Origin of the sequence: Campylobacter novaezeelandiae (genome assembly GCF_004323845.1) — a bacterium.
Taxonomy (GTDB): Bacteria; Campylobacterota; Campylobacteria; order Campylobacterales; family Campylobacteraceae; genus Campylobacter_D; species Campylobacter_D novaezeelandiae.
Genome location: NZ_QPGR01000002.1, coordinates 64,335 through 86,543, shown reverse-complemented (window position 1 = coordinate 86,543; position 22,209 = coordinate 64,335). Strand labels below are relative to the sequence as shown.

Below are 22,209 nucleotides of genomic sequence, written 5' to 3'. Positions count from 1 at the left end.
AGTTTATTTTTTTTGCTTAGTTTTATTTTGTTAAATTTTTCATTTCTTGCAAGAAGGAAATCATTTAATCTAGTTCGTAGCTTTTTTATTGCTTTGTTAAAAAATATAAAATACAGTCCAAAATATATGTTTTGTCATAGGTAGTTTAAAAATATTTTCAAATGATGATTGTAATTATCTATTTGTTTAAGATAATTACAAAATATAAACTTATTCTATGAAACCACTAGCTATAACTTTATCATTATCATAAAATACAGCCATTTGACCGCTTGCTAAACCATAAACTGGCTCATTTAAAATGATATTAGCGCTTTTATCATCATTAATAACTACTTTACAAGGTGTTGATTTAGATCGGTAGCGGATTTTTACTTCACAGTCGAGTTCTTTAGCATCTATAAAAAGATTAATATTTTTTAAATTAAATTTATTAACTTTAAGCTCTTCTTTAGTTCCCACTACAATTTGATTTTCTTTTGGATTTATTTTTAAAACAAAATGAGGCTCATGTGCTCCACGCACTTCAAATCCCCTTCTTTTTCCTATGGTATAGTGCATATAACCTTCATGTTTTCCTATAACTTTTCCATCGCTATTTAAAACTTCTCCTGGTATTTTTGTATCCATAAATTGATCTAAAACTTTGATATAAGTATCTTCAACGAAACAAATTTCTGAACTTTCTTTTTGAGTAGCAAAAGATTTTAATTCTTTTATGGTAGAAGCAAAAGCTTTAACATCTTCTTTTTTCATCTCTCCAAGTGGAAAAATAAGGTATTTTAAAGCTTCTTTATCGGCATTTGCCAAAAAATAACTCTGATCTTTGCTTTCATCAAAAGCTACTTTGATATATCCATTTTCAAGTCTTGCATAATGTCCTGTGGCAAGTTTTTCACAGCCTAAACTTTTAGCAAATTCTAAAAGTTTTCCAAGTTTGATAAAACGATTACATAAAGCACAAGGATTAGGAGTTTTTCCTTCTTTATAGGTATTAACAAAAGGCATATATACTTTATTTTTAAAATCTTCTTGTAAGTCTAAAATATGATAAGGGATTTGTAAAAAATCTGCTACTTTTTGAACTTTTTTTATATTTTCTTCATGATAATTTGGTTTTCCGTGAAGTTTCATATAGCATCCTATAACTTCATGACCTAAATTTTTAAGTTTATAGGCAGTTACTGAGCTATCAACTCCTCCGCTCATTGCGACTAGAATTTTCATAATTGTTCCTTTAAAGTTTGAATGATAAAATCTAAGTCGTCAGTGATTTTATACTTTAACTCATCTCCTTTTGTGATAAGATTATATTCAAGCAAAGAATTTCTGACGAATTCATCAAAGCTATGCCAAAAATCTTTCCCAAATAAAATAATAGGAACATTTTCTTTAAATTTAAGTTGTTTTAGTGTGATAATTTCACATAACTCATCTAAAGTTCCAAAGCCGCCTGGGAAGATCACAAAAGCTAGACTCTTTTGAATAAGAGCCATTTTGCGTATGGCTAAGCTCTTAAAAGTGATATTATACTCTATAAAATCATTAAGTTTTTGTTCAAAGGGTAAAAAAATATTAAAACCTACAGATTGTATGGAAGTTTTATTATTTTTATTTTTAAAAGCACCTTCATTTGCTGCTTTCATAATTCCCCCACCTCCGCCACTGATAACGCAAAAATCATTTTCAACACATTTTTTTGCTAACTCTTTGGCTTTTTTATAATAAATGCTATCCTCTTTTAATCTTGCTGAACCAAAAAAAGTAACAGCTTTTGGAAAATCAGGGATATTTTCAAATTTTTCTATATCAAGTTTTACATTTTTCATTTAAGTTGTTCTAATCTTTCTTTTTTGCTTCCAATTTCAGTTACTTGAACTCCAAAATTCCCATCAACTATAACAACTTCTCCATAAGCAATTCTTTTTTCTCCAATTAAAATTTCTAAGGGATCATTGGCTAATTGATTAAGCTCTACAACAGAACCTATATCCATGGTTAAAACATCTTTTAAAAGCATTTTTTTATTTCCTATACGCACACGAACAGGAAGCCTTACATCCATAATAAGATTTATATTTCTAAGCTCTTCGCTTAATGCAATTTTTTTATCATTATCTTTAGCATCGCTATTATTGCTGGTATTGTCATCTTCTTTTTGTGTAAGTAAATTATAAAAATTTTTATCCATTACTAAAGAAATTTGTTCATTTAAATCTTCTATTTTTACATCATAAAGATAAATTTTAATAAAATCTTTAAGCTCGGGTTGCTCAGAGCTAAATTTGCAAGAGTTAAAATTAAATTCTATTTTAGGAATTTCTTTTTGGGCTCCTAAACTTGTAGAAAAAGCAGAAATAATATTTTGTATCGCTTCTTTAGCTGCATCCATTTCGTCATCACCAAGTTGATCATTTTTGGTAATTTCTTCTTCTCCCATCATCCATTCACCAATAGCACTCATTAAAACAGCACTAGCTAAAATTCCTATTTTACCTGTTGGATTTATATTAAAATCTACATAAACCAAAGGAGGCTTTAGCGTATCTTGGGTTGAAATATCAAATTCTTTATATTCACTAAATTCAGCACTTTTACCTGTTAAGCCTTCTATTGTGCTTATACATTCATTTGTAAATAGCTTTAAAAATTCATTAATCATATTTCATCCTCCTCCTCTTGAGTTTCTTCTTGATCATAAACGTTGGCTTTTGCTTTTCTTTCTTCTTCATATTTTTCAAGAATTTCTTTAATTTCGTCTTTGTCGGTTCTAATAAGTTCTAAGATTTTAATCGATTTTCTAAAACGATGTAAGCCAATTTGTGCTAAAAAAACTTCTTTTTTATCAATACAAACTATGGCTTTATCATCAGCTTCTCTATCAAGGCGTAAAATATCTCCTTGATTAAGCTCTAAAAATTCATGCACACTAATTAAAGTCTTTCCTAAAATAGCCTCGTAAACAACTTCGGCACGACCAATGAGAGTTTTTAGTTCTTTATTACGAGATTTTTTAGCTGAGGTTTCTCCCATCATTATATCACGATTTGCTAAGCGAGAAAGAATAGATTCTAAATGTACAACCGGATAGCAAATGTTTACCATGCCGCTTGAATTTCCTATGATAATTTCCATTACAACCATAATGACGATTTCGTTTTGAGAAACTATTTGGACTACATTCGGACTTGATTCCTTTGCTTCAATACTAGGATAAATTTCAGTAACACTTGCCCAACTTTCTTTGAGTCTTTGCATAATAATACGCAAAATAGAATCCAATAAATTAAGTTCTATATCTGTGAGTTCGCGCGAGGCCTCATAGCTATCACCCTGACCTCCTAAAAGCCTATCGATCATTGGAAAGGCGATACTTGGGTTAATTTCTAAAACACAGTTACCATCTAAAGGTTTAATGGAAAAAACATTAAAGCTTGTAGGACTTGGTAAAGACATTAAAAATTCACCATAAGTCATTTGATCAACTGAATGCAGTTTAGTTTCTACTATGCTTCTCATCATAGATGAAATTTGAGAGGCAAGATTTCTTGCGAGTTTGTCGTGGATACCTTTAATGGTTCTTAATTGTTCTTTAGAAACCCTATTAGGTCTTTTAAAGTCGTAAACGACTATATTTCTTTCTTCTTTATCGTCTTTATTGTTGGAGGATACTGGCGTATCTGTGTTATCATCTACAACTTCAAGTAAAGCATCAATTTCTTCTTGAGAAAGTATTTCAGCCATTAAGAAAGCCTTTCTCTTATTTTTTTAAGAAGTTTTTTGTGAATTTGAGAAATTCTGCTTTCGCTTATTTGTAAAATTTCGCTTATTTCTTTAAGATTAAGTTCTTCATAATAATAAAGCTGAATGATGAGTTGATCACGTTCTTTTAAATCTTCTAGAATTTCATTAATTTTTTCTAAAAGCTCATCTTTTTCAATTTTTTCTAAAGTATTATCTTCATTATAAAGCTCTATTTGTTCATCTAAAGGAAGAGTATAGCTTATTGCATGAGCTGTTCTTACTTCTCTGACTTTTTCTATATCAAGGTCTAGTTTTTTAGCCAAATACTCATCATCAGGTTCGCTTTCGTATTCTTGATAATATTCATCTATGAGATTATCAATACTTTTAATAATTTTTCTGTTATTACGACTCATTACATCTAAGCTTCTTAAATAATCAAGCATGGATCCATTAACTCTTTTTCTTGCAAAACCCCAAAAATTATCATTTTGTTCTTTATCGTATCTGCGCGAGAGTTTAATCATTTCTTCAACACCAGTGCTAATTAAATCATTAACATCTATGCTTGAAGGGAGTTTTTCTTTAAGTTTAAAAGCCATAGCACGCAAAGCGGGCATATAAGCTACAACAAGATCATCTTGTTCTTTTTTGATCATTTGTTCATAGGCTTTAGGCGGCTTTTTTAGCATTTTTGTTTCTTTCTTTTGGGTCATTCTTTTTAAGACTTTCTCTTTCTTGATTAAGCTTCTCCAAAATTATATCCATTTTTTTCTCACGAATGATTAAATCATTAATAATATTATTACTAGTTTTTTCATAATCATTTTTATTAAAAATACGACCACTAATTTTTTTGATATCTATAAAATTCATTATAGCAATATGTGCAAAAATATAAAAAGCAAAAGTAATAAAGCATGTAAACAAAATAATATCAAAAGCTTCATCTACACTAATAACGCTAAATGAAAGTCCTATAAAGAAACCGCAAACAGTAAAAAATGCTACGTAATTTTCAGCTCTCATATTTTCTCTTTTTTAAAATCTTTCTATAATTTTTCTAAAGAAATTCGAAAAACTTCTATTTGAAACATTATTAAGCACTTTTTGTTCCAATCTATATAAAAGTTTTGAAGCAAGAGCTTTAAGTTCATCGCTAGAGCTTGTATTATCATCAGTAAATAAGGTTCTTTTTTTAATGCTTGAGCTTACATCTTTACTGCTTGCTAAAAATCCTAAAAATTCTAATTTTAGAGGATTTTTTATATTTGCATCGGCGACTTTTTTAATATTTTCAAAAACTTTTAATCCTTCATTTTCATTTTTGACCATATTGAAAATCATTAATAAATTTTCTTTAGTTTTAGAAGTAGTTTTAATAGTCGCGTAAGCATCAGTAATTGCTGCTGGATCAGGAACAGTAACGATTATAACTTCATCTGACATTTCCAAGAAATTTAAAATATTTCCTCCAATACCCGCTCCTGTATCAATAATCAAAAAATCAAGCTCATCTAAAATACTTGCTTGATTTAAAAATCTTTCATAGATATTTTTATCATTGTATTTTAATATCTCATCTCCGCTTTCTCCTGGTATGAGCCATAAATTTGGTTTTACTTCTATTAAAATATCTTCTAAAGAGCATTCACCTTTTAAGACATGTAAAAGATTTTTTTGTATGCGTATATTTAAAATTACATCTAAATTTGCTAAGCCTATATCCGCATCAAAAAGTCCTACTTTATAGTTATTGGAGGCTAAAACATTTGCTAAATTAGCACTTATAGTGCTTTTGCCCACCCCACCTTTTCCGCTTGTGATGGAAATAAAATGTGTATTTTTAGATTTTTTATTTTTATTTTCATTCATTAGATTTTTTAATTTATTAGCTTGATTATTCACTTGCTTTTCCTTTGTTAAAACCTTCTAAAATGCAACGCACCAAAAAGTCGCTATTTGCAACCTCTAAATCATCAGGAACTTCTTGACCTATAGAGAAAAAACTAAGAGGAATGTTTGTTTCATAAATTAAAGAAAAAATATTACCAAAAACTTTTGTTTCATCAAATTTAGTAATAATAAGCGTATCAATATTTAAGAAAGAAAAATTTTTATAAATTTCGACCAAATCCTCATGCTTGGTATTAGCTGAAATTACTAAATTTACATCAATTTGTGCATTAGAATGAGATAAAAATTCTTTGGTTTTTGCAAGTTTGTTTTGGTCATATTGAGAATTTCCTATGGTATCGACTAAGATTACTTCACAATTATTTAAACTTTTAATAGCTTCATCTAAATCTTTTGGTTCTATACTATCAATGATAGGCAATTTCATCATTTTTGCATATTGAAATAATTGCTCCACAGCACCAATTCTATAGGTATCTAAAGTAATAATTCCAGTTTTATAGCGTTTATCTCCGTAAGCATAGCGAAAAGCAAGTTTTGCTAAAGTGGTAGTTTTTCCAACTCCTGTTGGGCCTACTAACATCATAATTTTTTGCTTTTTAATTTCACTTTCTACGCGGCAAGGCAAAATACTGCGTAAAAGCGAATAAAAATATTTTTGCACAGCTTCTTTATTGGTTTTCATAGCTGTTGGCATATTTTCAATAGTTGCTTTCATTATGGCTTCTAAATGCTCTTCTTTCATACCGCTTTCTTTGGCTTGTTTATAAATACTCGCAAATTCTGGCGGTATAACAAGATTTTTTCTAGCTTCAGCTTTATCATCCCACATCATATCAACAAGCAAATTCATTTTATCATTAAGCTTATTAATCTGTTTTTCAAAAGATTCTATTTTTTTATTATAGTTTGGAGTTGGCTCATAGTTTGGCAATGGCGTGTTAGTTACTTTTGAAATTTCGCTACTAACTTCTGATAATTTTTCTTTTATATTCTCAAGATTATTTCTTGGAAGTTTTTCTTTTAAAGGAGGTGTTTTAAGATTAGATGAAAAGTCTAAAACAACATCTTCATCTTCTAAGTTTTTTGAAATTTTTGATTGTTCTATTTTTTGATAAGAGTTAGCTTGTTTGGTTTGTTTATTTGGCAGAGTTTTTCCCATCTTTTTAAGATGTTCTTCATAGTCTGATTCTTCTATGGCTACCATTACTTCATAAATTCCTTTACGGTTAATGGTTTTTGGTCTGATTTGTTTATTGGTTATAATTAAAGCTTTATCTCCATAGTCTTGTTTAACTTTCGGTATAATCTCTTCGGTATCTTCTACAGTAAAGGTATGGATAAGTTGTCCCATTAATTTTTTCCTTTATAATAAGCCTATAGGCAAAATTACACTTATTCTATCTTTAACTCCAATATGTGGAACTTCACACCAAGAATCTTTTCTTACTTTTTTTGAAAAATACAAAAGATCAAGATCTAAAGTTCTTGGAGCATTTTTAAAAGTTCTCTTTCGTTTAAATTTTAACTCATAATAAAGTAAAATTTTTAAAAGTGCTCTTGCATGCAAATTGGTTGCAATGATCATTACAGCATTAGTAAAATCTTTTTGTTCTGTAAATCCAAATGCCTTATTGATTAAAAAGGGGGAAGTAGCTAAAATCTTGATTCTTTTATCATCTAGAAGTTTTCTAAAAAAAATATCAAAACGTTTTTTTTCTGGCTCTATATTACTTCCAAGACCTATAAAAGCATAATATTTCTGTTTAATTACCCCTTTATTGCAATAAGGAAAAAAACGACTTGTTTCAAAGCGTATTGCTCCATTAATTTTTAGCATTTTGTTGATTTTGTTGCTCTTTAATTTTTTGAATTTGATCACAAATTTGTAAAACACCCATTAAAGCAAGATGATATCCAAAAGGTCCAAAGCCTACTATACTTCCAGAGCAAACAGGACTTAAAAGACTTTTTTGTCTAAATTCTTCTCTACGATAAATATTAGAAATATGAACTTCTATAGTTGGTAAACCTACTCCAGCTATTGCATCTCTGATTGCAATTGATGTGTGAGAGTATGCCCCAGCATTTATAATAATGCCATCAAATACACCTAAGCATTCTTGAATTTTATCTACAATTTCTCCTTCAAAATTGCTTTGAAAAAAATCAAGTTCAACATTATTTCCAGATGCGGCAATTTTCATTTGCTCATGAATTTCATCCATTTTCATTAAGCCATAAATTCCAACTTCTCTAAGACCTAACATATTGATATTTGGTCCTTGAATTACCATTATTTTCATAGTCTAAACCTTAAAAATTAATTCTTTAATTTAATATTATAACATTTTAAAATAAATTTTTGTTACAATTATGGCTTTGAAAGGAAAGTATGAAAATAATTTATAGTGATAAAATATTTTTATGTAATGAAAAATTTAATATTTTAGAAAAAAAGGCCTTGGCTTTTAAAGAAGAAATTATTGCTATAGATTCTTTAGAGACTTTGCAAAAAAAATATCCTAAAGCAGAGCTTATAAAGTCTCATAAACACACGCTTTTGCTTCCTTCTTTTATCAATCCTCACACGCACTTAGAATTTAGTGCAAATTCTTATACTTTACATTTTGGAGAGTTTTTAATTTGGTTAAAAAGTATTATTAATTCAAGAGATGAACTTAGCAAAGAAGCTAAGAATGATTTAATTTTAGAAAAACTAAATTGGATGCGCAAAACAGGAACGGCAACCATAGGCGAAATTTCAAGTTTTGGAAGTGATTTAAAACCTTGTGTTAAGGCAAGCAAAGATGGAATGCGTATAATATTTTTTAATGAAATTTTAGGAAGCAACGAAAATCAAATTGCTGTTAAAAAAGAAGAATTTTTAAAAAGATTTCAAGATTCATTAAAGCATAAAAGCGATTTATTTATTCCAGCGGTATCAGTGCATTCTGCTTACTCTACTCACCCAAAACTTGCTAAATTTGCTCTTGATTTAGCAAAAGAGCGAAATCTACTTGTTAGTACTCATTTGCTAGAAAGTAGGGCTGAGAATTTTTGGTTAAGATTTGCAAAAGGGAAATTTAAAGATTATTTAAAAAACTTTACTTCTAATCCAGTTCCATTTTATAGCGTAGATAGTTTTTTAAAACTTTTTAAAGATATAAGAACACTTTTTACTCATTGTGTTTATTTAAAAGAATGGGAAAATTTAGATACAAATTTACATTCTATAACGCATTGTGCATTTTCAAATCGTCTTTTAAGTGGAAAAAGCCTAGATTTAAAAAAAGCTTTAAAAAGTGGTTTAAATATTCATCTTGGCACAGATGGCTTAAGTTCAAATATCTCTTTATCTATGTTAGATGAAATGCGTGCTAATTTACTTATACACAAAGATTTTAATCTTTTAGAATTAGCAAAAAAACTTATTTTAATGGCAACGCTTTATCCAGCCAAGGCTTTAAATTTAAATTTAGGAGAAATTAAAATAGGAAAAAGTGCTGATTTTAGTCTTTTTGAAGTGAAAGAATGTGAAAATTTACAATTACCTTTGCAGTTTATTCTTAATGCTAAATTTGTTGAAAAATTATTTATTAAAGGAAAAGAATGCAAATTTTAAAGTGTTTTTTTAATTTTTTTGGAAAAATTATTCGATTTATTAATACTTATTTTAAAACTTTTGTTTTTTTGTTTATTGTTTTTTTAATTCTTGTGCCAAATTCTGCCTCAAAATCAAATTTTGCAAATTTAGAGCGTATTGATTTAAAAGGAGAGATTTTTGATAGCTCAAAAGTTTTAGAAAGAATTATTAATGCAAAAAATGATGATAATATAAAAGGGGTGCTTTTTGTTATAGATTCTCCAGGTGGATCTTTTGCACCAAGTATGGAACTTGCTTTAGCAATTAAAAATTTAAAAGAAAAAAAACCTGTAGTTGTTTATGCAAGTGGAACTATGGCAAGCGGAAGTTATTTGGCAGGAGTAGGTGCAAATAAAATTTTAGCTAATCCAGCAAGTTTTATAGGATCTATAGGAGTTATTATGCAAGGAGTTGATATAAGTGAGCTGGTAAATACGCTTGGTATTAAAGAGCAAAGTTTGCAAGCAGGAGAATTTAAAAGTGCTGGAACTTTTACAAGGGCTTGGACTGCTGAGGAAAAAAAATATTTACAAAATTTAATCAATCAAAGTTATGATCTTTTTACAAGTTATGTAGCAAAAGAGCGTGGTTTAAATCTTGATCAAAAAGATACTTGGGCTAATGCAAGAGTGTTTTTGGCTAAAGAAGCAAAGGATTTAAAGCTTATTGATGAGCTTAGTGATTATGAAAACGCTAAAAAAGAATTAGAGCATTTAGCAGGGGTTAAAAACCCTATTTGGAAAGAAGAGGATAAATTAGATAGATTCTTAGATAAATTAAGTATTAGTAGTTCTAATTTTATAAGTAAAACTATAAGTAACGCTCTAAAAGGTATAAATTTAAATACCTTTTAGACTAATTTATCTACAAGTTTTATTTGATTAAAGTCTTTGTTTAAATTTAAGCTTAAATTTTGCAAAGATTTTTCTTGTAATTTTTTAAATTCCTTAGGATTTTGTGTTTTTAGCTTTTCTTGCTCATTAGCACTTAATGCACTTAAACCTTTTTCTTGTGCTTTTTTAAGCAAATCTTCTTCTTTTTTATTATCAACTTTTTTTATTTTTTTCTTTTGTTCTTCATTTATTTTTTGAGGATCTATTCTATCAGTAATCTTTGAAGATCCATTTAAACTTTCTCTAAGAGAATTTAATATTTCTTTGGGTTCATCGGGTTTTGATTCTCCTAATTCAATTTTGCCATCTTTATTGACATCTTTATCAATTAAAAAATTAAGCTTTTGGGTGATATTTGCATTTTCATCTATGGCATTAAAATTACTTTTTCCAAGCTGATTTAGGCTTTGATTTAAAGTAGGTCTATCTTTTTTAAAAGACATAAGATTATAATCATCATAAAGATTTGAATTTATTTTTGCACTATCTAAATTTAAAGCAGTATTAAACCACGAAGAGATGAAATTCTCAGCTTCTGCGTTTAATCTTATAGAGCCATCTTCTTTTGGGATATAATTTGTATAAGATCTAAAATTTTCTTGTAAGCTTTTGAAATTTTCTTCACTTAAATTTATACTGATTAAATTTTTATTTTTATCTTCAAAGATAACTCTAACACCACCTATTTGATCACTTGGAATTTCTAAAGGAGTTTTGTTTTCATTTTGTAATTTTACAAGTTCTTTTTTCTCAATGTTTAAATTTTCATAAGAAAATAAAGTATTTTGAGAATTGACAGATGCAAACATTATTTCCTCCTTTATTTATTGATTTTATTTAAGCGACACATTTGTCTTTGAATTTGTAAGTAAAGAATTACACTTTCTAAGCTTTTCTTTAAAATCAAAACATATGTATCTACTTTTTTAAAATCAGCGTTTAAAAAACTAAAGTACCACGAGTAAAGCAACTATCTTTTTCATAGCTTCTTCTTGATTTATAAAATCTATAATTAATTACTTATCCATTTTAAATGAAATCGACTAAATGCAAAGTTAAATATCTCTTTTAATGATTTTTTTCTAAAAATTGTTTCATTTCTTCGCTTTTGAAATTTTTTAAAATATGAATTTGCTTATTAAGTAGTTTTAAATTAATGAGTCCCATAGTTAAAAACAAAAGACCAAAAAGCACTAAAAAGCAATTGATTGTATTAAAGTTATTTAAAAAAGCAAGGATTATAAAAAAGATATTTAAAGAGCCTAAAAGGGCTAGATTTAATAAATGAGTTTTTTTTGCTTTTTTAAAATTATTAATATTTTTTGAGTAGTTATTAAAAAGTATGATTTTTTTACCAAGATTTGAGATAATAATTTCATCATTTGCTTCAAAAATATCTTCACTTTTATCACTATAAACAAAGCTTTCATCATAAGGATTCAGCTTATCTTTTTTAGCTTTTATTTCATAGTTAAATACACCTTTTTTTTCTAAATTTATCTCTTTTATATTAAACATTCTTAAATCTGTTTTTGCATATAAAAAAATATCAAAACTCATAAATGCCATAGCTATCTTCTCCTAAATTAGCTTTAAAAAGCGGGGTTAAATTTAAAGGTATTTTGATATTTTCTTTATTATTTAAATTAGAGCTTTGAAAGATTAAAAACATATCTATTTCATCTTTGAAATTTTTTAAAAAATTTTCTCCGCCCTCATACATTATAAATTTTGCTTCCTCTGGGATATGAGTATAAATCTTGCGATTTGGAACTTTAAATAAAGGGATGTTTTTATCAAATTCTTCTAAATTTTTATGAGTTTTTATGCAAATATTGGGAGCTTTGCCTTTGCAAAGTCTTGCATCAAGTATAGGTCTATCCGCTCTTATAGTTTCTCCACCGATAACAAGTAGATCAATAGCTGATCTTATTTGGTGAGCATAAGTGCGACTTAATTCATTGCTTACTATTTTGCCATAGGGTGAACCATTCATCGAAAGAGCAAGTTTAAAAAGCTTAAATTGTTCTTTTTGCCATTTTAAAAAAGGTTTTAAAAGTTTTTTGCCTTCTTCTTCTAAAATTCCAAATTCAACCTCAATGCCTTGTTTTTTTAAATATAAAGCACCATTACTAGCTATTTTATTTTCATCCTTAACACTTATAAAAACTTTTTTAAATTTAAGTTCACTAAAGAGTTTTGCACAAGGAGGTGTTTTGCCTTGATGAGAGCAAGGTTCAAGTGTTACAAAAGCTATGCTATCTTTAAAAATTCCTTGATGATTTTTGCAAATAAATTCATGTAAAGCATTGGCTTCTTTTGGTAAAGAAATCTCAGGCTTTAATTTTTTAAAGGCTTCGCTTATAGCATTTAATTCAGCATGATTGCAACCCGCTTTTTCGTGGGCTTTTATGCTTAAAATTTTTTCATTTTTATCTAAGATCACACAACCAACAGCAGGATTTGGATAGGTTAAAAATTGATATTTCCATGCCTCATTTAAGGCTAGTTGCATATAAAAATTTTTCATTTTTTAAAATCTTCTTTATCGATAATTTCAGCAAGCATTTTTGGCATTTGATCTAATATAAGCTTATAACTTTGTTCTTCGTTATAAGAATCTAGAGAAAGTTTTAGTTTGATTTTTTTGCTACTTATTATTTTTCCTGTAATAACATCAATGATTTTAAAATTAATAAGAGCGTTAGCACTTTTTGTTTTTGTTATAAAAAAATTTGTTGTATTGATATAAAATTCGTTTAAATTCATTACGATTAGAAAATCTGTAATTTGAGAATAGATTTTATTTTTATCTTTTTCATAATTTAAAAAATTGGAAATATTTAAAATATGAAATTTATTATCTATGCTAAATAAATCAAGATATTTTTTATTTTGATATATTTCATTGGCTTTAGAATTTATAAAATGAAGTTGTGAATTTAAGAAAAAATTTTTCATAAATAAAGAAGAAAATTGATCAGCTTTAATATAAATTTGATTTAAGGCTAAACCAAAATGCGGTTTAAAACCTACAAGTATAGCAAAATCGGTTTTTACATCTTTGGGATTATTTTGTTTTTCTTTGTTTATATTTGAGCTGTTAAAAAGAGCTTCTTGTTTATAAAGATTTATTGGGTTGTTTTGTTTTAAATCAATGATTTCAAAAGGATCTTCATTTGCTTTGATGCTTAAAATTTTTTTTTGCGAGAAATCATTGGATAATAAAACATTTAGAAAAAAAAGCATTAAAAATAAAATTTTCATTTTTATCCTTATAAAAAATCTTTTAAGAATTTTTTATCTGAAAGTGCTATAAAAGGTAAAGCTTTATAGCTTTCTTGATTGTAGTTTAATAGTTTTGAATTAAAATCTCCCATAAAACCACCAATTTGATTGATTAAAAAATCTCCTGCTGCTATATCCCATATACTTAAGCTCTCATTTCTTTTATATACCCCAGCTCTTCCTTCTAAAATGGCACAAAATTTAAGTCCTGAGCCTATATTTAGAGCCTTTAGATTGTGTTTTTTTGCAAAGTTTTCATCTTCTTTGCTTAAATGATTTACACTTAAAAGAGCGGTGTTTTTGTTTTGATTTATTAAATTTTCATCTTTTTTTAAAATTGTATTATTTTTATAAACAGGGGTGTGTAAGTGTGCATAAAAAACATTGTTTGTGCTAGGACTTTGAATTAAGGCTAAAATGGGTCTTTGTTCTTTTATAAGAGAAATCATAACGCAAAATTCATCTGATTTTTTTAAAAAACCACTTGTGCCATCAAGAGGATCAATAAGCCAAAAATACTCTAGATTTTTTCTTTCTTCGTATTTTAAAATTTTTTCTTCTGAGAAAATTTTAAAATTAGTTTGTGAGAGTTTTTGTGTAATAATTTCATTAGAAACCATATCTGCCGTTGAAACAAGACTTTTATCTTCTTTTTTCCAAATTTCTAAAGAATCCCTAGTTTGCATTATAGCCTTAGATGCCAAAGAGGCAGCCTCAATAGCCAAATTTAAATAATAATCTAGATTCATTAATTTTCCTTTTTTATGTTTGATACAATTTTTATCAGACTTAAAACTATTATAACCTCAAATAAAGCTGTTAAAATTAAAGCAGCATATAAATTTGAAGAAATAATTTTAGCATTAAAAGATAAAGTCGCTGCAGCAATTAATAAAGTTAAAGGCATGGAGTGGCTTAAGGCAAATAAAATTGAGTTTTTAAAGCCAATATCCTTTAAAAAAACCATAGAGCAAAGTATCCTTAAAAACATCATTAAAAGCATGAGAGAAAAAGAATAGAGTATGATTTTATATTCTAAAAGTATTTTAATATCAAAAGTTGAACCTATATAGATAAAAAATACAGGAATTAAAAAACCATAACCAAAACTTGAGAGTTTGTGCTCTAAATCTTTTTTATGATTAAAAAAGGTTGCTATGAAAGAACCGGCTATAAAAGCTCCAAGCGCAACTTCTAATTTTGTAAAAATCATCGCTATAATAATTAAAATAAAAATAGCAATACAAAATCTTATATCTTTTTCGTTTTTGTCCTCTTCAGGCATTAAAATAGTTTTTAATCCAGGATACCACCAAAATAAAATACCAAGGATTTTAAAACTTAAAAGACAAAGCCCTAAAAATATATTAAGATATAAAATACTTTGACCCACATTAATGATATTTGTATCTTCTCTTAAAAAAGCTCCTGCGATAGTAATTAAAACTATACTAATAACTTCAGCTAAGGTAGCTACAATCATAGCTGTATTAAGCCAATAACATTGCTTACCAAAATCTTTAAAAAGTATAGATAAAAGTCCAACACTCATTATAGGAATTATCAAAATAAATATAAAATGAAGTTTAAAAATCCAGACTATCAAAGAAGCTAAAGAATAAAGCAAAAATATATAATAAATACTTTGTTTAATAAGTCTCTTTTCCATATTAAAAAAATTTCTTAAATTGACTTCCATACCTGCAATAAACATTAGATAGAAAAAACCAATATTAGCTAAAAGTTTAAAATTTTCACTATCTTCTATAAAATGAAAATACGCCACAATGGAGCCTAAAATAATTTCAGTTGCAGAAATAGGTAGTCGTAAAGATTTGGCAATATATGGAGAAAAAAATAAACAACAAGCTATTGTTGCAAGAATTTTTAGATCAATTAAATCTTGGTGCTCAATGACATTCTGAAGCAAAACTAAATCCCATTTGTTCAAGTTTTTCAATATCTTTAGAGGCTATTTCTCCTTTTGTGGTAAGATAATCTCCTATAACAATAGAAGAAGCTCCTGCTTTAAAGATTTCATATTGTCTTTCTTTTAAAACAAATTCACGTCCCCCTGCTACCATAACAACAGAATCAGGTAATGCAGCTTTTGTATCACGCACTATTTTTAAAGCTTCATCTGCGCTTAATTTTGGAGCTTTTAAATTTAAATTTTCATTAGAAATAAAAAAATTTATCGGAGTTGAAAAAGGCTTTAATTCTTGTAGTGATTTTCTAAAGCTTATTCTATCCTCTTCACTTTCTCCCATTCCGTAAATTCCGCCACAACAAAGCATTAATCCTGCTTCTTTGGCATTAAGATTTGTATTAAATCTACTTTCCCAAGTATGAGTGGTGCAAATTTTTGGAAAGAATTCTTTTGAAGTTTCAAGATTGTGATTATAAGAGAAAATTCCTGCTTTTTTAAGTTCTTTAAGTTGTTCCACATTTGCCATACCATTGCAAGCTATAAGAAATAAATTAGGAACTTCTTTTTGTATCGCATATGCAGCTTCGCAAACATATTCTAATTTTTCATCATCAAGTCCAAGCCCTGCAGTTACCAAACAAAATCCTAGAGCATGATTTTTTTTAGCCATTTTAGCTTCTAAAATAATTTGCTTGATATCTTTTCTTTTATATTTTAAAATATTTGTTTTAACAAAAGAGCTTTGAGTGCAGTATTTACAATCTTCGCTACATCCTCCGCTTGCTATATTGCATATAGCACAAAGCATAATTTGCATTGCTTCTCCTATTTAGTAATTAAAATTTGCATTCTAACAAAAAAGCCTTAATTTAATAAATTTATTTTGTTTTAATGTTTTAAGTGGGTTTTTAGATTTGGCATTTTTATCATTAAGGGTAGGTAAGTTTTAATGAAATTCATTGATATCATTTTTGTATTTTTTTGTAAAAAAAGCTATTCTTCTTTTGCAGCTTCTTTTTAAACGGATAAAAAAATCATTAATAGCATTTTTTATTTTAATTTTTAGTGGCATTTTTAAGCTTTTTAAAATTTTTTTCCAAGCAGATGCATTTCCTATAAAACCATTATAAGAATCATTGATAGTGTAGTTTATGATATGTAAATTTTCATTAAATTTAAATTCATCTATATAAATTTCATTTTCGTTTAAATTTTCGTTTGAACTAATATTTATAAAATAATATTTTATATTATTCCCCCCCCCGTTTCTTTTTAAAAGAAGAGAAGTTTTTGTTAAAAATTTTTTTATTTTTTCTAGTTCAAAGTTACCGCAATGGATAAAAACAATATTTTTGGCTAAAAGTAATTTTTGTTTGATTTTATTCCAGCGATAAATGCTTTGTTCATTGACTCTTTTGCTTTGAATTTTTAAATCTTCATTAGCAAAGAAATGATGAATGGATAAAATATCATATTTGACATCTTTAACATGAATTGGCTCATCTGCCTTATCGCCTTTTTTAGAATGTTTAACTACTTCATAATTTAAGAAAAAATCTTTAAAATCATTGCAAAATAAATCATAAATTATATCTAAATCACCACTTACCATCCAATCAAGCGGAGAAGAAAATAATCTTAAATGGTTTTTTCTTAAGTGATGTGCAGTGCGACAAGCAGATCCTAAACTTAAAATAACATCAGCTTTGATGTATTGTTTTTGCATTTTAGTCTCCTTTTTAAACTTTAATAATTTTGTATTGTTTTGTAAATGTTTTAATTTATAAAATTAATAAAAATTATGAAAATGTAAAATAAATTCCATTTTCATAAGTAGAATTAGTCTTTGATTTCTTTTTTTATTTTACATTTAAGGCATTCTAAAAATGTGCCTTTTTTAAGTTCTTTAATCACTAAATTTTCACCACATTCTTCGCATATTTCATCGCTTGGTTTATATTTGCTTATAAAATTACATTTTGGATAAGCACTGCAACCATAAAATTTTCCACGTTTTGAAAAGCGTTCTACAATTTCACCTTTTTTACAGCTTGGACAAATTATGCCTGTTGAGTTTGTTTTAGCTTTTGTAGAATTTTGGTCTTCATTTTTATTTTCGTTGTTTAAATTTCTTGAATATTTGCATTTTGGAAAATTTAAGCACGCCACAAATTCACCAAAACGTCCTTTTCTTATAACAAGTTCTCCGCCACACTCAGGACAAAGTTCTCCTAGTTTTACAACAGTTTTTTGACTTGCTATTTTATTTTTTCCTTCTTCTATTTTTTTTATAAAAGGATAATAAAATTCTTTCAAAGTTTCTTGCCAATTAGCTTTATTTTCAGCGATTTCATCAAGTGTATTTTCTAAATTTGAAGTAAATTTACTATCTACTATATCACTAAAGTTCTTTTCAAGCATCTCAGTAACTACAAAAGCTATTTCGCTAGGAATTAATTGTTTTTTATCAATCTTTACATAATCACGGCTTGTAAGTATAGAGATAGTAGGGGCGTAAGTAGAAGGTCTTCCTATGCCTAAACTTTCAAGTTTTTTTACTAGTCCTGCTTCAGAGTATCTTGAAGGAGGTTCTGTAAAATGAGAATTCATTTCTAAATTTTGTATTTTTAAATTTTCTCCAATTTTAAGATCGGGTAAAATTTTATCTTTATCCATATCTCCATATACTTTATAGTATCCATCAAAAAGTATTTTTCTACCACTTATTTTAAAAACAGCTCTATCATTTTTTACAAAAATATTTTGAGTTCCAGAGATAGCAGGATTCATTTGACAGGCTAAAAAACGATTGTAAATTAAGGCATAAAGTTTTAACTCGTCTTTATCTAAAAATTTGGTTGCAATTTCTGGGGTAAAGTCCAGATTTGTAGGACGTATTGCTTCATGAGCTTCTTGAGCTCCTTTAGCTTTTGTGGTATAGACATTAGCTTTATTAGGGAGATATTTTTCTCCAAAATTATTTTTGATAAATTCTCTTGCATTTTGGATTGCTTCTTTGGCTAAATTTAAGCTATCTGTTCTCATATAAGTGATTACACCCATTGTGCCTTGATGAGTATTTACTCCTTCATAGAGTTTTTGAGCTATCATCATGGTTTTTTTAGGATTAAATCCTAAGCGATTGCTAGCGCTTTGCTGTAAAGTTGAGGTCATAAAAGGAGGTGGGGGTGATATTTTTCTTTCTTTATTTTCTATTTCGCTTATAAAATAATTATCATTTTTGCAAGCTTCAAGAACTAATTTAGCACGGTCTTTATTGGTTATGGTAAGTTTTTCTATTTTGGTTTTATCAAATTCTATTAATTCCGCTTCTAGATCTTTTTTGAATATCATATCAATGCTAAAATATTCTAAAGGTATAAAAGCACGAATTTCTTTTTCTCTATCTACTATGATTTTTAAAGCCGCACTTTGAACGCGTCCAGCACTTAAACCTTTTTGAATTTTTTGTCCTAAAAGAGGGCTTAGTTTGTAACCTACGATGCGATCAAGCAAACGTCTAGTTTGTTGAGCATTGACTGAGTTCATATTCAGTTTTCTAGGGTGTTTTAGAGCATGATCAATAGCACTTTTTGTGATTTCGTGAAATACGATACGAGGAAGTTTTTCTTCGTCTTTTCCTATGGCTTTTGCTATATGATAAGCTATAGCTTCTCCTTCTCTATCCTCATCCGTTGCAAGAAAGATTTCTTTAGCATTTTTAGCTTTTTCTTTTAATTCTTTTACCAAGGAGCTATGATCACTTGTAATTTTATATTCAGGGATAAAAACATCATTTTCTATTTTTATACCAAAGCTTGTTTTTGGTAAATCTCTAATGTGACCTTTAGAGGCTATAACTTCATAATCTTTTCCTAAGAAATTTCCTATGGTTTTTGCTTTAGCGGGAGATTCGACTATGATTAGGTTTTTTTTCATTCTTTGCCTTTTATAAAATAAAATGTTTAATTTAGCTAAAAAAAATTAAATTTAACTTACATTAAAAGCACATCTTTGACATAAAGCTTCTAAATATTTTCCTTCTTTAAAGCCTTGTATAATTTTTTTTGATTTTTGAGAGTTAATAATGCTTGTAAAAGGTTTTTCAAAGATATTTCCAAGGTTAATGCAAGCTTTAGCATCTAAACAGCAAGGCACAACTGTGCCATTGCTTAAGATTCCAATTTGCTTAATAAGCCCATAACAAGTTCCTTTGGTATTTATGATTTTATTCTCTAAACTAGGCCAGTTAAATGATTTTTTTTGATGAAGTATTATATGTCTTGCAAGACGATTTTTAGATTGCTTAGGATCAATTTTTACATTAAAATATGAGTTTAAAAATTCATAAAATTCTAAATTTTCTTTAGGAAAATTAAATTTTTCATCTAAATTCCAAAGCCTAAGATTGATAAAACTTTTAATATCTTGTTCAAGATACTTTTGACAAAAAGTTAAAATAGGTGCAAAATAATCTTTTAAATTTAATTTATTTTGACTTAAAAAAGCCGTGATTGAAATGTTAATTTGATAAATATTAGAGTATTTTAAAAGTAAATTTTGATTTTTTTCATTAAAGTAAAAGCCACTTGTTGTAAGTTCTAATTTCATATTTTTTTCATAGGCTATTTGAATATATTCTTCAAGATTTGGCAAAAGTAAAGGATCTCCTAGTAGGTGAAAGGTAAAAAGTTCTGCTTTATTTGAAATTTCTTCTACCAAAGCTTTAAAATTTGATAATTTCATAACACCTCTTGTATTTTTCACCCAAGGGCAAAAATCGCATTTTAAACCACAAATATCGCTAAGTTCTATATAAATTTTTTTAAATTTCATTATTGTCCAATTAAATTTCAAAATAATTTTATAATTATAATAAATCAAACCCCGCTATCAAATTTTATAATGGATTGTTTAAGTATTTTTAAAGCTTTTAAAGAAAGAATTGAAAGGGGCATATTGTCTAATTCTTCAAGACTTTTAAAATTGTGACTTTTATCTTTCTTGTCTAAAATTTGATGATAAACTCTAACATTGATTTTAAATCTAGTATAGCTATGCTTAAACTCTGTTATTAATTTCATATTTTTATTAATTTTAAATTCATTGTCTTCAAAAAAAGGGAAATTATACATACCTTTATAAAGTTTTTTAGAACTTTTTTGAATGCTAAATTTCTTTTGAAATTCTAAAAGAACAAGATTTAAATTTAAATTTTCATATGATATTTTTTTAACTCTTGGATAAAGTTCTGTATTAAATTTCCCTATACAAAATTCATAAAGTGGACAAATTCCACATTTTGGATTTTTAGGCAAACAAACTAAAGCTCCTATATCAAGTAAAGCCTGATTGTGATCAAAGGCATTGTTTAAATTTAAGAGTTTTTCAGCTTTGAGTTCTAGTTCCTTTGTACTAGGGTTTTGCAAGGCAAACAATCTGCATAAAATGCGTTTTATATTTCCATCAACAAAACTTACTTTTTCATCGTATCCAAAACAAGCAATAGCCCCAGCTGTATAAGCTCCTATACCATTTAAACTTTTTAAATCCTTGATATTTTTTGGCAAAGACCCATTAAATTTTTGTATGCAAATAATGGCTGCTTTTCTTAAATTTCTGGCTCTAGAATAATACCCAAGTCCTTGCCACGCTTTTAAAAGTTTTTCTTCGTCTGCATTTGCAAGGCTAGCTAAATTTGGGAATTTTTCTAAAAAAGGAAAGTAAAATTTTTCTAAAACTGATTTTACTTGAGTTTGTTGAAGCATAATTTCACTGATATAAACCCCATAAGAGCGTTCAATATGGTAAAGTCTTTTATCACATAAAGAGTTTTGTAAATTTCTCCAAGGTAACTCTTTTCTACCATTTTTTTTATACCAAATAAGAATATTATTTTGTAATTTAGCTAGGATTTGTTTTTGCATAAAAGGAGTATAGCAAAAAAATAAAATTTATAGCAATTGTAAGTATTTAAGAATAGCAATGAAATTTTGAACTATCTTAAATAAAATTTAATAAAAATATAATAAAAAGTATATTTATACATTTAAATATATTATTAAAAAAATATATAAAAATAAATTTTTATGATATAATATTTAAATAATATTTATAGAATATTGATAAAATGTTTTGTAAATGGACTGGGGGGGGGGGATTGAAAAATGGAAGATCATAGGCTGATTCCAGCTTGGGATGAATGCTATAACATTAATAATAAAAAAATCGATACTCAACATAAAAAATTATTTGAACTTGCCGCAAAAGTTGAAAATGCAGTTTATAAATTTGTCAAACGAGATGAGTTAAAAGAAATTTTAACAGAACTCTTTAATTATATGAAAGAACACTTTCATGATGAAGAAAAATTTATGGAAGAAATTCAATATCCCTATCTTCATGAACACAGACAAATGCATAAAAATATCATATATGAAATGTCTAGGTTAATTCAAAATATAAAAACTACAAATGATCTTAAAGAAAGATTGTATCACATGATGTCAAATTGGCTTTATAAGCATATCTTAAAATATGATATTAAAATAGCAATTTGGGCCAATGAAAATAAAACAAAAGCTTTAGATAATGAAAAATCAACACAAGAACAACCCATAATGCAAGAAAATTTAGAATTTATTTATTCTTGTCCTTGCAAAATAGAACATAGATTAAATTTTGAAGATCATATGAGCATGATAAATGAAAATGCAATCATCAAATGTAAAAAATGCCAACAGCTTTTGGTTTTTTTAAAGAGCAAAGAAAAAACTTATAAAGGATAAAAA

At 27.4% G+C, this 22,209-nt stretch carries 24 protein-coding genes; 3 read left to right on the top strand and 21 right to left on the bottom strand.

Annotated elements, in window-relative coordinates; translation table 11 throughout:
- Positions 1 to 210 precede the first annotated feature (210 nt).
- From mnmA to aroQ, 10 genes are read right to left on the bottom strand one after another with little or no spacing between them, the layout of a single operon-like run.
- Positions 211 to 1,227 (bottom strand): tRNA 2-thiouridine(34) synthase MnmA, encoded by a 1,017-nt coding sequence (mnmA, locus tag DU473_RS01765; RefSeq protein WP_131163978.1) that lies wholly within the window; start codon positions 1,225 to 1,227, stop codon positions 211 to 213.
- Positions 1,224 to 1,829, bottom strand: coding sequence for an LOG family protein (locus DU473_RS01760; RefSeq protein WP_131163979.1), 606 nt, complete (start codon positions 1,827 to 1,829; stop codon positions 1,224 to 1,226). The genes mnmA and DU473_RS01760 overlap by 4 nt, the downstream gene beginning before the upstream one ends.
- Complete coding sequence (fliY, locus tag DU473_RS01755; protein WP_131165617.1) at positions 1,826 to 2,662, bottom strand: flagellar motor switch protein FliY; 837 nt, start codon at positions 2,660 to 2,662, stop codon at positions 1,826 to 1,828. Before fliY ends, DU473_RS01760 begins: the two co-directional genes overlap by 4 nt.
- Positions 2,659 to 3,744, bottom strand: coding sequence for a flagellar motor switch protein FliM (gene fliM / locus DU473_RS01750; RefSeq protein WP_131163981.1), 1,086 nt, complete (start codon positions 3,742 to 3,744; stop codon positions 2,659 to 2,661). Before fliM ends, fliY begins: the two co-directional genes overlap by 4 nt.
- Entirely contained in the window at positions 3,744 to 4,436 is a 693-nt protein-coding gene (locus DU473_RS01745; RefSeq protein ID WP_187347518.1) for an RNA polymerase sigma factor FliA, read from the bottom strand. The genes fliM and DU473_RS01745 overlap by 1 nt, the downstream gene beginning before the upstream one ends.
- A complete protein-coding gene (locus DU473_RS01740; RefSeq protein WP_131163983.1) occupies positions 4,417 to 4,773 on the bottom strand; it encodes a hypothetical protein in 357 nt (118 codons plus the stop codon). Before DU473_RS01740 ends, DU473_RS01745 begins: the two co-directional genes overlap by 20 nt.
- Positions 4,774 to 4,785: 12 nt before the next feature.
- A complete protein-coding gene (gene flhG, locus DU473_RS01735; protein ID WP_131163984.1) occupies positions 4,786 to 5,652 on the bottom strand; it encodes a flagella biosynthesis ATPase FlhG in 867 nt (288 codons plus the stop codon).
- Complete coding sequence (gene flhF, locus DU473_RS01730; RefSeq protein WP_131163985.1) at positions 5,645 to 7,015, bottom strand: flagellar biosynthesis GTPase FlhF; 1,371 nt, start codon at positions 7,013 to 7,015, stop codon at positions 5,645 to 5,647. The genes flhG and flhF overlap by 8 nt, the downstream gene beginning before the upstream one ends.
- 12 nt (positions 7,016 to 7,027) lie before the next feature.
- Positions 7,028 to 7,501: a 2-amino-4-hydroxy-6-hydroxymethyldihydropteridine diphosphokinase gene (gene folK / locus DU473_RS01725; RefSeq protein ID WP_131163986.1), complete on the bottom strand. Its 474-nt coding sequence runs from the start codon at positions 7,499 to 7,501 to the stop codon at positions 7,028 to 7,030.
- The gene (aroQ, locus tag DU473_RS01720; RefSeq protein ID WP_131163987.1) at positions 7,488 to 7,967 is read right to left on the bottom strand and encodes a type II 3-dehydroquinate dehydratase; all 480 of its coding nucleotides are present in this window, start codon (positions 7,965 to 7,967) and stop codon (positions 7,488 to 7,490) included. Before aroQ ends, folK begins: the two co-directional genes overlap by 14 nt.
- Positions 7,968 to 8,056: 89 nt before the next feature.
- Between aroQ and mqnF the strand changes: the two genes are divergently transcribed.
- Positions 8,057 to 9,286: an aminofutalosine deaminase family hydrolase gene (gene mqnF, locus DU473_RS01715; protein ID WP_131186430.1), complete on the top strand. Its 1,230-nt coding sequence runs from the start codon at positions 8,057 to 8,059 to the stop codon at positions 9,284 to 9,286.
- Positions 9,274 to 10,161, top strand: a complete 888-nt coding sequence (sppA, locus tag DU473_RS01710) for a signal peptide peptidase SppA (RefSeq protein WP_131165613.1) — start codon at positions 9,274 to 9,276, stop codon at positions 10,159 to 10,161. The genes mqnF and sppA overlap by 13 nt, the downstream gene beginning before the upstream one ends.
- On the opposite strand, the gene DU473_RS01705 is transcribed toward sppA, so the two are convergent.
- The 11 genes from DU473_RS01705 to mutY all read right to left on the bottom strand — a co-directional run bounded on the left by DU473_RS01705 (position 10,158) and on the right by mutY (position 21,345).
- Positions 10,158 to 11,009 (bottom strand): hypothetical protein, encoded by an 852-nt coding sequence (locus DU473_RS01705; RefSeq protein ID WP_131165612.1) that lies wholly within the window; start codon positions 11,007 to 11,009, stop codon positions 10,158 to 10,160. The two genes, sppA and DU473_RS01705, sit on opposite strands and share 4 nt — an antisense overlap.
- Before the next feature lie 259 nt (positions 11,010 to 11,268).
- Positions 11,269 to 11,769: a hypothetical protein gene (locus DU473_RS01700; RefSeq protein ID WP_131163991.1), complete on the bottom strand. Its 501-nt coding sequence runs from the start codon at positions 11,767 to 11,769 to the stop codon at positions 11,269 to 11,271.
- A complete protein-coding gene (gene ribD / locus DU473_RS01695; RefSeq protein WP_131163992.1) occupies positions 11,750 to 12,730 on the bottom strand; it encodes a bifunctional diaminohydroxyphosphoribosylaminopyrimidine deaminase/5-amino-6-(5-phosphoribosylamino)uracil reductase RibD in 981 nt (326 codons plus the stop codon). Before ribD ends, DU473_RS01700 begins: the two co-directional genes overlap by 20 nt.
- Entirely contained in the window at positions 12,727 to 13,467 is a 741-nt protein-coding gene (locus DU473_RS01690) for a hypothetical protein (protein WP_131163993.1), read from the bottom strand. Before DU473_RS01690 ends, ribD begins: the two co-directional genes overlap by 4 nt.
- Positions 13,468 to 13,475: 8 nt before the next feature.
- Positions 13,476 to 14,237, bottom strand: coding sequence for a 3'(2'),5'-bisphosphate nucleotidase CysQ family protein (locus tag DU473_RS01685; protein ID WP_131163994.1), 762 nt, complete (start codon positions 14,235 to 14,237; stop codon positions 13,476 to 13,478).
- Positions 14,237 to 15,418: a cation:proton antiporter gene (locus DU473_RS01680; protein WP_131164083.1), complete on the bottom strand. Its 1,182-nt coding sequence runs from the start codon at positions 15,416 to 15,418 to the stop codon at positions 14,237 to 14,239. The genes DU473_RS01685 and DU473_RS01680 overlap by 1 nt, the downstream gene beginning before the upstream one ends.
- A complete protein-coding gene (locus DU473_RS01675) occupies positions 15,399 to 16,235 on the bottom strand; it encodes a biotin synthase (protein ID WP_131163995.1) in 837 nt (278 codons plus the stop codon). The genes DU473_RS01680 and DU473_RS01675 overlap by 20 nt, the downstream gene beginning before the upstream one ends.
- 129 nt (positions 16,236 to 16,364) lie before the next feature.
- Positions 16,365 to 17,144 (bottom strand): DUF1796 family putative cysteine peptidase, encoded by a 780-nt coding sequence (locus DU473_RS01670; RefSeq protein ID WP_131186428.1) that lies wholly within the window; start codon positions 17,142 to 17,144, stop codon positions 16,365 to 16,367.
- A gap of 113 nt (positions 17,145 to 17,257) precedes the next feature.
- The gene (gene topA / locus DU473_RS01665) at positions 17,258 to 19,357 is read right to left on the bottom strand and encodes a type I DNA topoisomerase (RefSeq protein WP_131163997.1); all 2,100 of its coding nucleotides are present in this window, start codon (positions 19,355 to 19,357) and stop codon (positions 17,258 to 17,260) included.
- A gap of 51 nt (positions 19,358 to 19,408) precedes the next feature.
- Positions 19,409 to 20,254: a radical SAM/SPASM domain-containing protein gene (locus DU473_RS01660; protein WP_131186427.1), complete on the bottom strand. Its 846-nt coding sequence runs from the start codon at positions 20,252 to 20,254 to the stop codon at positions 19,409 to 19,411.
- A 44-nt stretch (positions 20,255 to 20,298) separates the two neighbouring features.
- Positions 20,299 to 21,345 (bottom strand): A/G-specific adenine glycosylase, encoded by a 1,047-nt coding sequence (mutY, locus tag DU473_RS01655; RefSeq protein WP_131186426.1) that lies wholly within the window; start codon positions 21,343 to 21,345, stop codon positions 20,299 to 20,301.
- 240 nt (positions 21,346 to 21,585) lie between these two features.
- Between mutY and DU473_RS01650 the strand changes: the two genes are divergently transcribed.
- Positions 21,586 to 22,206, top strand: coding sequence for a bacteriohemerythrin (locus DU473_RS01650; protein WP_131186425.1), 621 nt, complete (start codon positions 21,586 to 21,588; stop codon positions 22,204 to 22,206).
- The last annotated feature ends 3 nt before the right edge of the window (positions 22,207 to 22,209 follow it).

Excerpts from the sequence above, each read along its gene's own strand:
- folK (WP_131163986.1), bottom strand. The coding sequence starts at position 7,501 with ATGCTAAAAATTAATGGAGCAATACGCTTTGAAACAAGTCGTTTTTTT.
- flhF (WP_131163985.1), bottom strand. The coding sequence starts at position 7,015 with ATGGGACAACTTATCCATACCTTTACTGTAGAAGATACCGAAGAGATT.
- mqnF (WP_131186430.1), top strand. The coding sequence starts at position 8,057 with ATGAAAATAATTTATAGTGATAAAATATTTTTATGTAATGAAAAATTT.
- DU473_RS01740 (WP_131163983.1), bottom strand. The coding sequence starts at position 4,773 with ATGAGAGCTGAAAATTACGTAGCATTTTTTACTGTTTGCGGTTTCTTT.
- fliM (WP_131163981.1), bottom strand. The coding sequence starts at position 3,744 with ATGGCTGAAATACTTTCTCAAGAAGAAATTGATGCTTTACTTGAAGTT.
- DU473_RS01745 (WP_187347518.1), bottom strand. The coding sequence starts at position 4,436 with ATGCTAAAAAAGCCGCCTAAAGCCTATGAACAAATGATCAAAAAAGAA.
- fliY (WP_131165617.1), bottom strand. The coding sequence starts at position 2,662 with ATGATTAATGAATTTTTAAAGCTATTTACAAATGAATGTATAAGCACA.
- DU473_RS01670 (WP_131186428.1), bottom strand. The coding sequence starts at position 17,144 with ATGCAAAAACAATACATCAAAGCTGATGTTATTTTAAGTTTAGGATCT.
- DU473_RS01705 (WP_131165612.1), bottom strand. The coding sequence starts at position 11,009 with ATGTTTGCATCTGTCAATTCTCAAAATACTTTATTTTCTTATGAAAAT.
- mutY (WP_131186426.1), bottom strand. The coding sequence starts at position 21,345 with ATGCAAAAACAAATCCTAGCTAAATTACAAAATAATATTCTTATTTGG.
- ribD (WP_131163992.1), bottom strand. The coding sequence starts at position 12,730 with ATGAAAAATTTTTATATGCAACTAGCCTTAAATGAGGCATGGAAATAT.
- DU473_RS01660 (WP_131186427.1), bottom strand. The coding sequence starts at position 20,254 with ATGAAATTTAAAAAAATTTATATAGAACTTAGCGATATTTGTGGTTTA.
- DU473_RS01685 (WP_131163994.1), bottom strand. The coding sequence starts at position 14,237 with ATGAATCTAGATTATTATTTAAATTTGGCTATTGAGGCTGCCTCTTTG.
- topA (WP_131163997.1), bottom strand. The coding sequence starts at position 19,357 with ATGAAAAAAAACCTAATCATAGTCGAATCTCCCGCTAAAGCAAAAACC.
- mnmA (WP_131163978.1), bottom strand. The coding sequence starts at position 1,227 with ATGAAAATTCTAGTCGCAATGAGCGGAGGAGTTGATAGCTCAGTAACT.
- sppA (WP_131165613.1), top strand. The coding sequence starts at position 9,274 with ATGCAAATTTTAAAGTGTTTTTTTAATTTTTTTGGAAAAATTATTCGA.
- DU473_RS01650 (WP_131186425.1), top strand. The coding sequence starts at position 21,586 with ATGGAAGATCATAGGCTGATTCCAGCTTGGGATGAATGCTATAACATT.
- aroQ (WP_131163987.1), bottom strand. The coding sequence starts at position 7,967 with ATGAAAATAATGGTAATTCAAGGACCAAATATCAATATGTTAGGTCTT.
- DU473_RS01700 (WP_131163991.1), bottom strand. The coding sequence starts at position 11,769 with ATGGCATTTATGAGTTTTGATATTTTTTTATATGCAAAAACAGATTTA.
- DU473_RS01760 (WP_131163979.1), bottom strand. The coding sequence starts at position 1,829 with ATGAAAAATGTAAAACTTGATATAGAAAAATTTGAAAATATCCCTGAT.
- DU473_RS01690 (WP_131163993.1), bottom strand. The coding sequence starts at position 13,467 with ATGAAAATTTTATTTTTAATGCTTTTTTTTCTAAATGTTTTATTATCC.
- DU473_RS01675 (WP_131163995.1), bottom strand. The coding sequence starts at position 16,235 with ATGCAAATTATGCTTTGTGCTATATGCAATATAGCAAGCGGAGGATGT.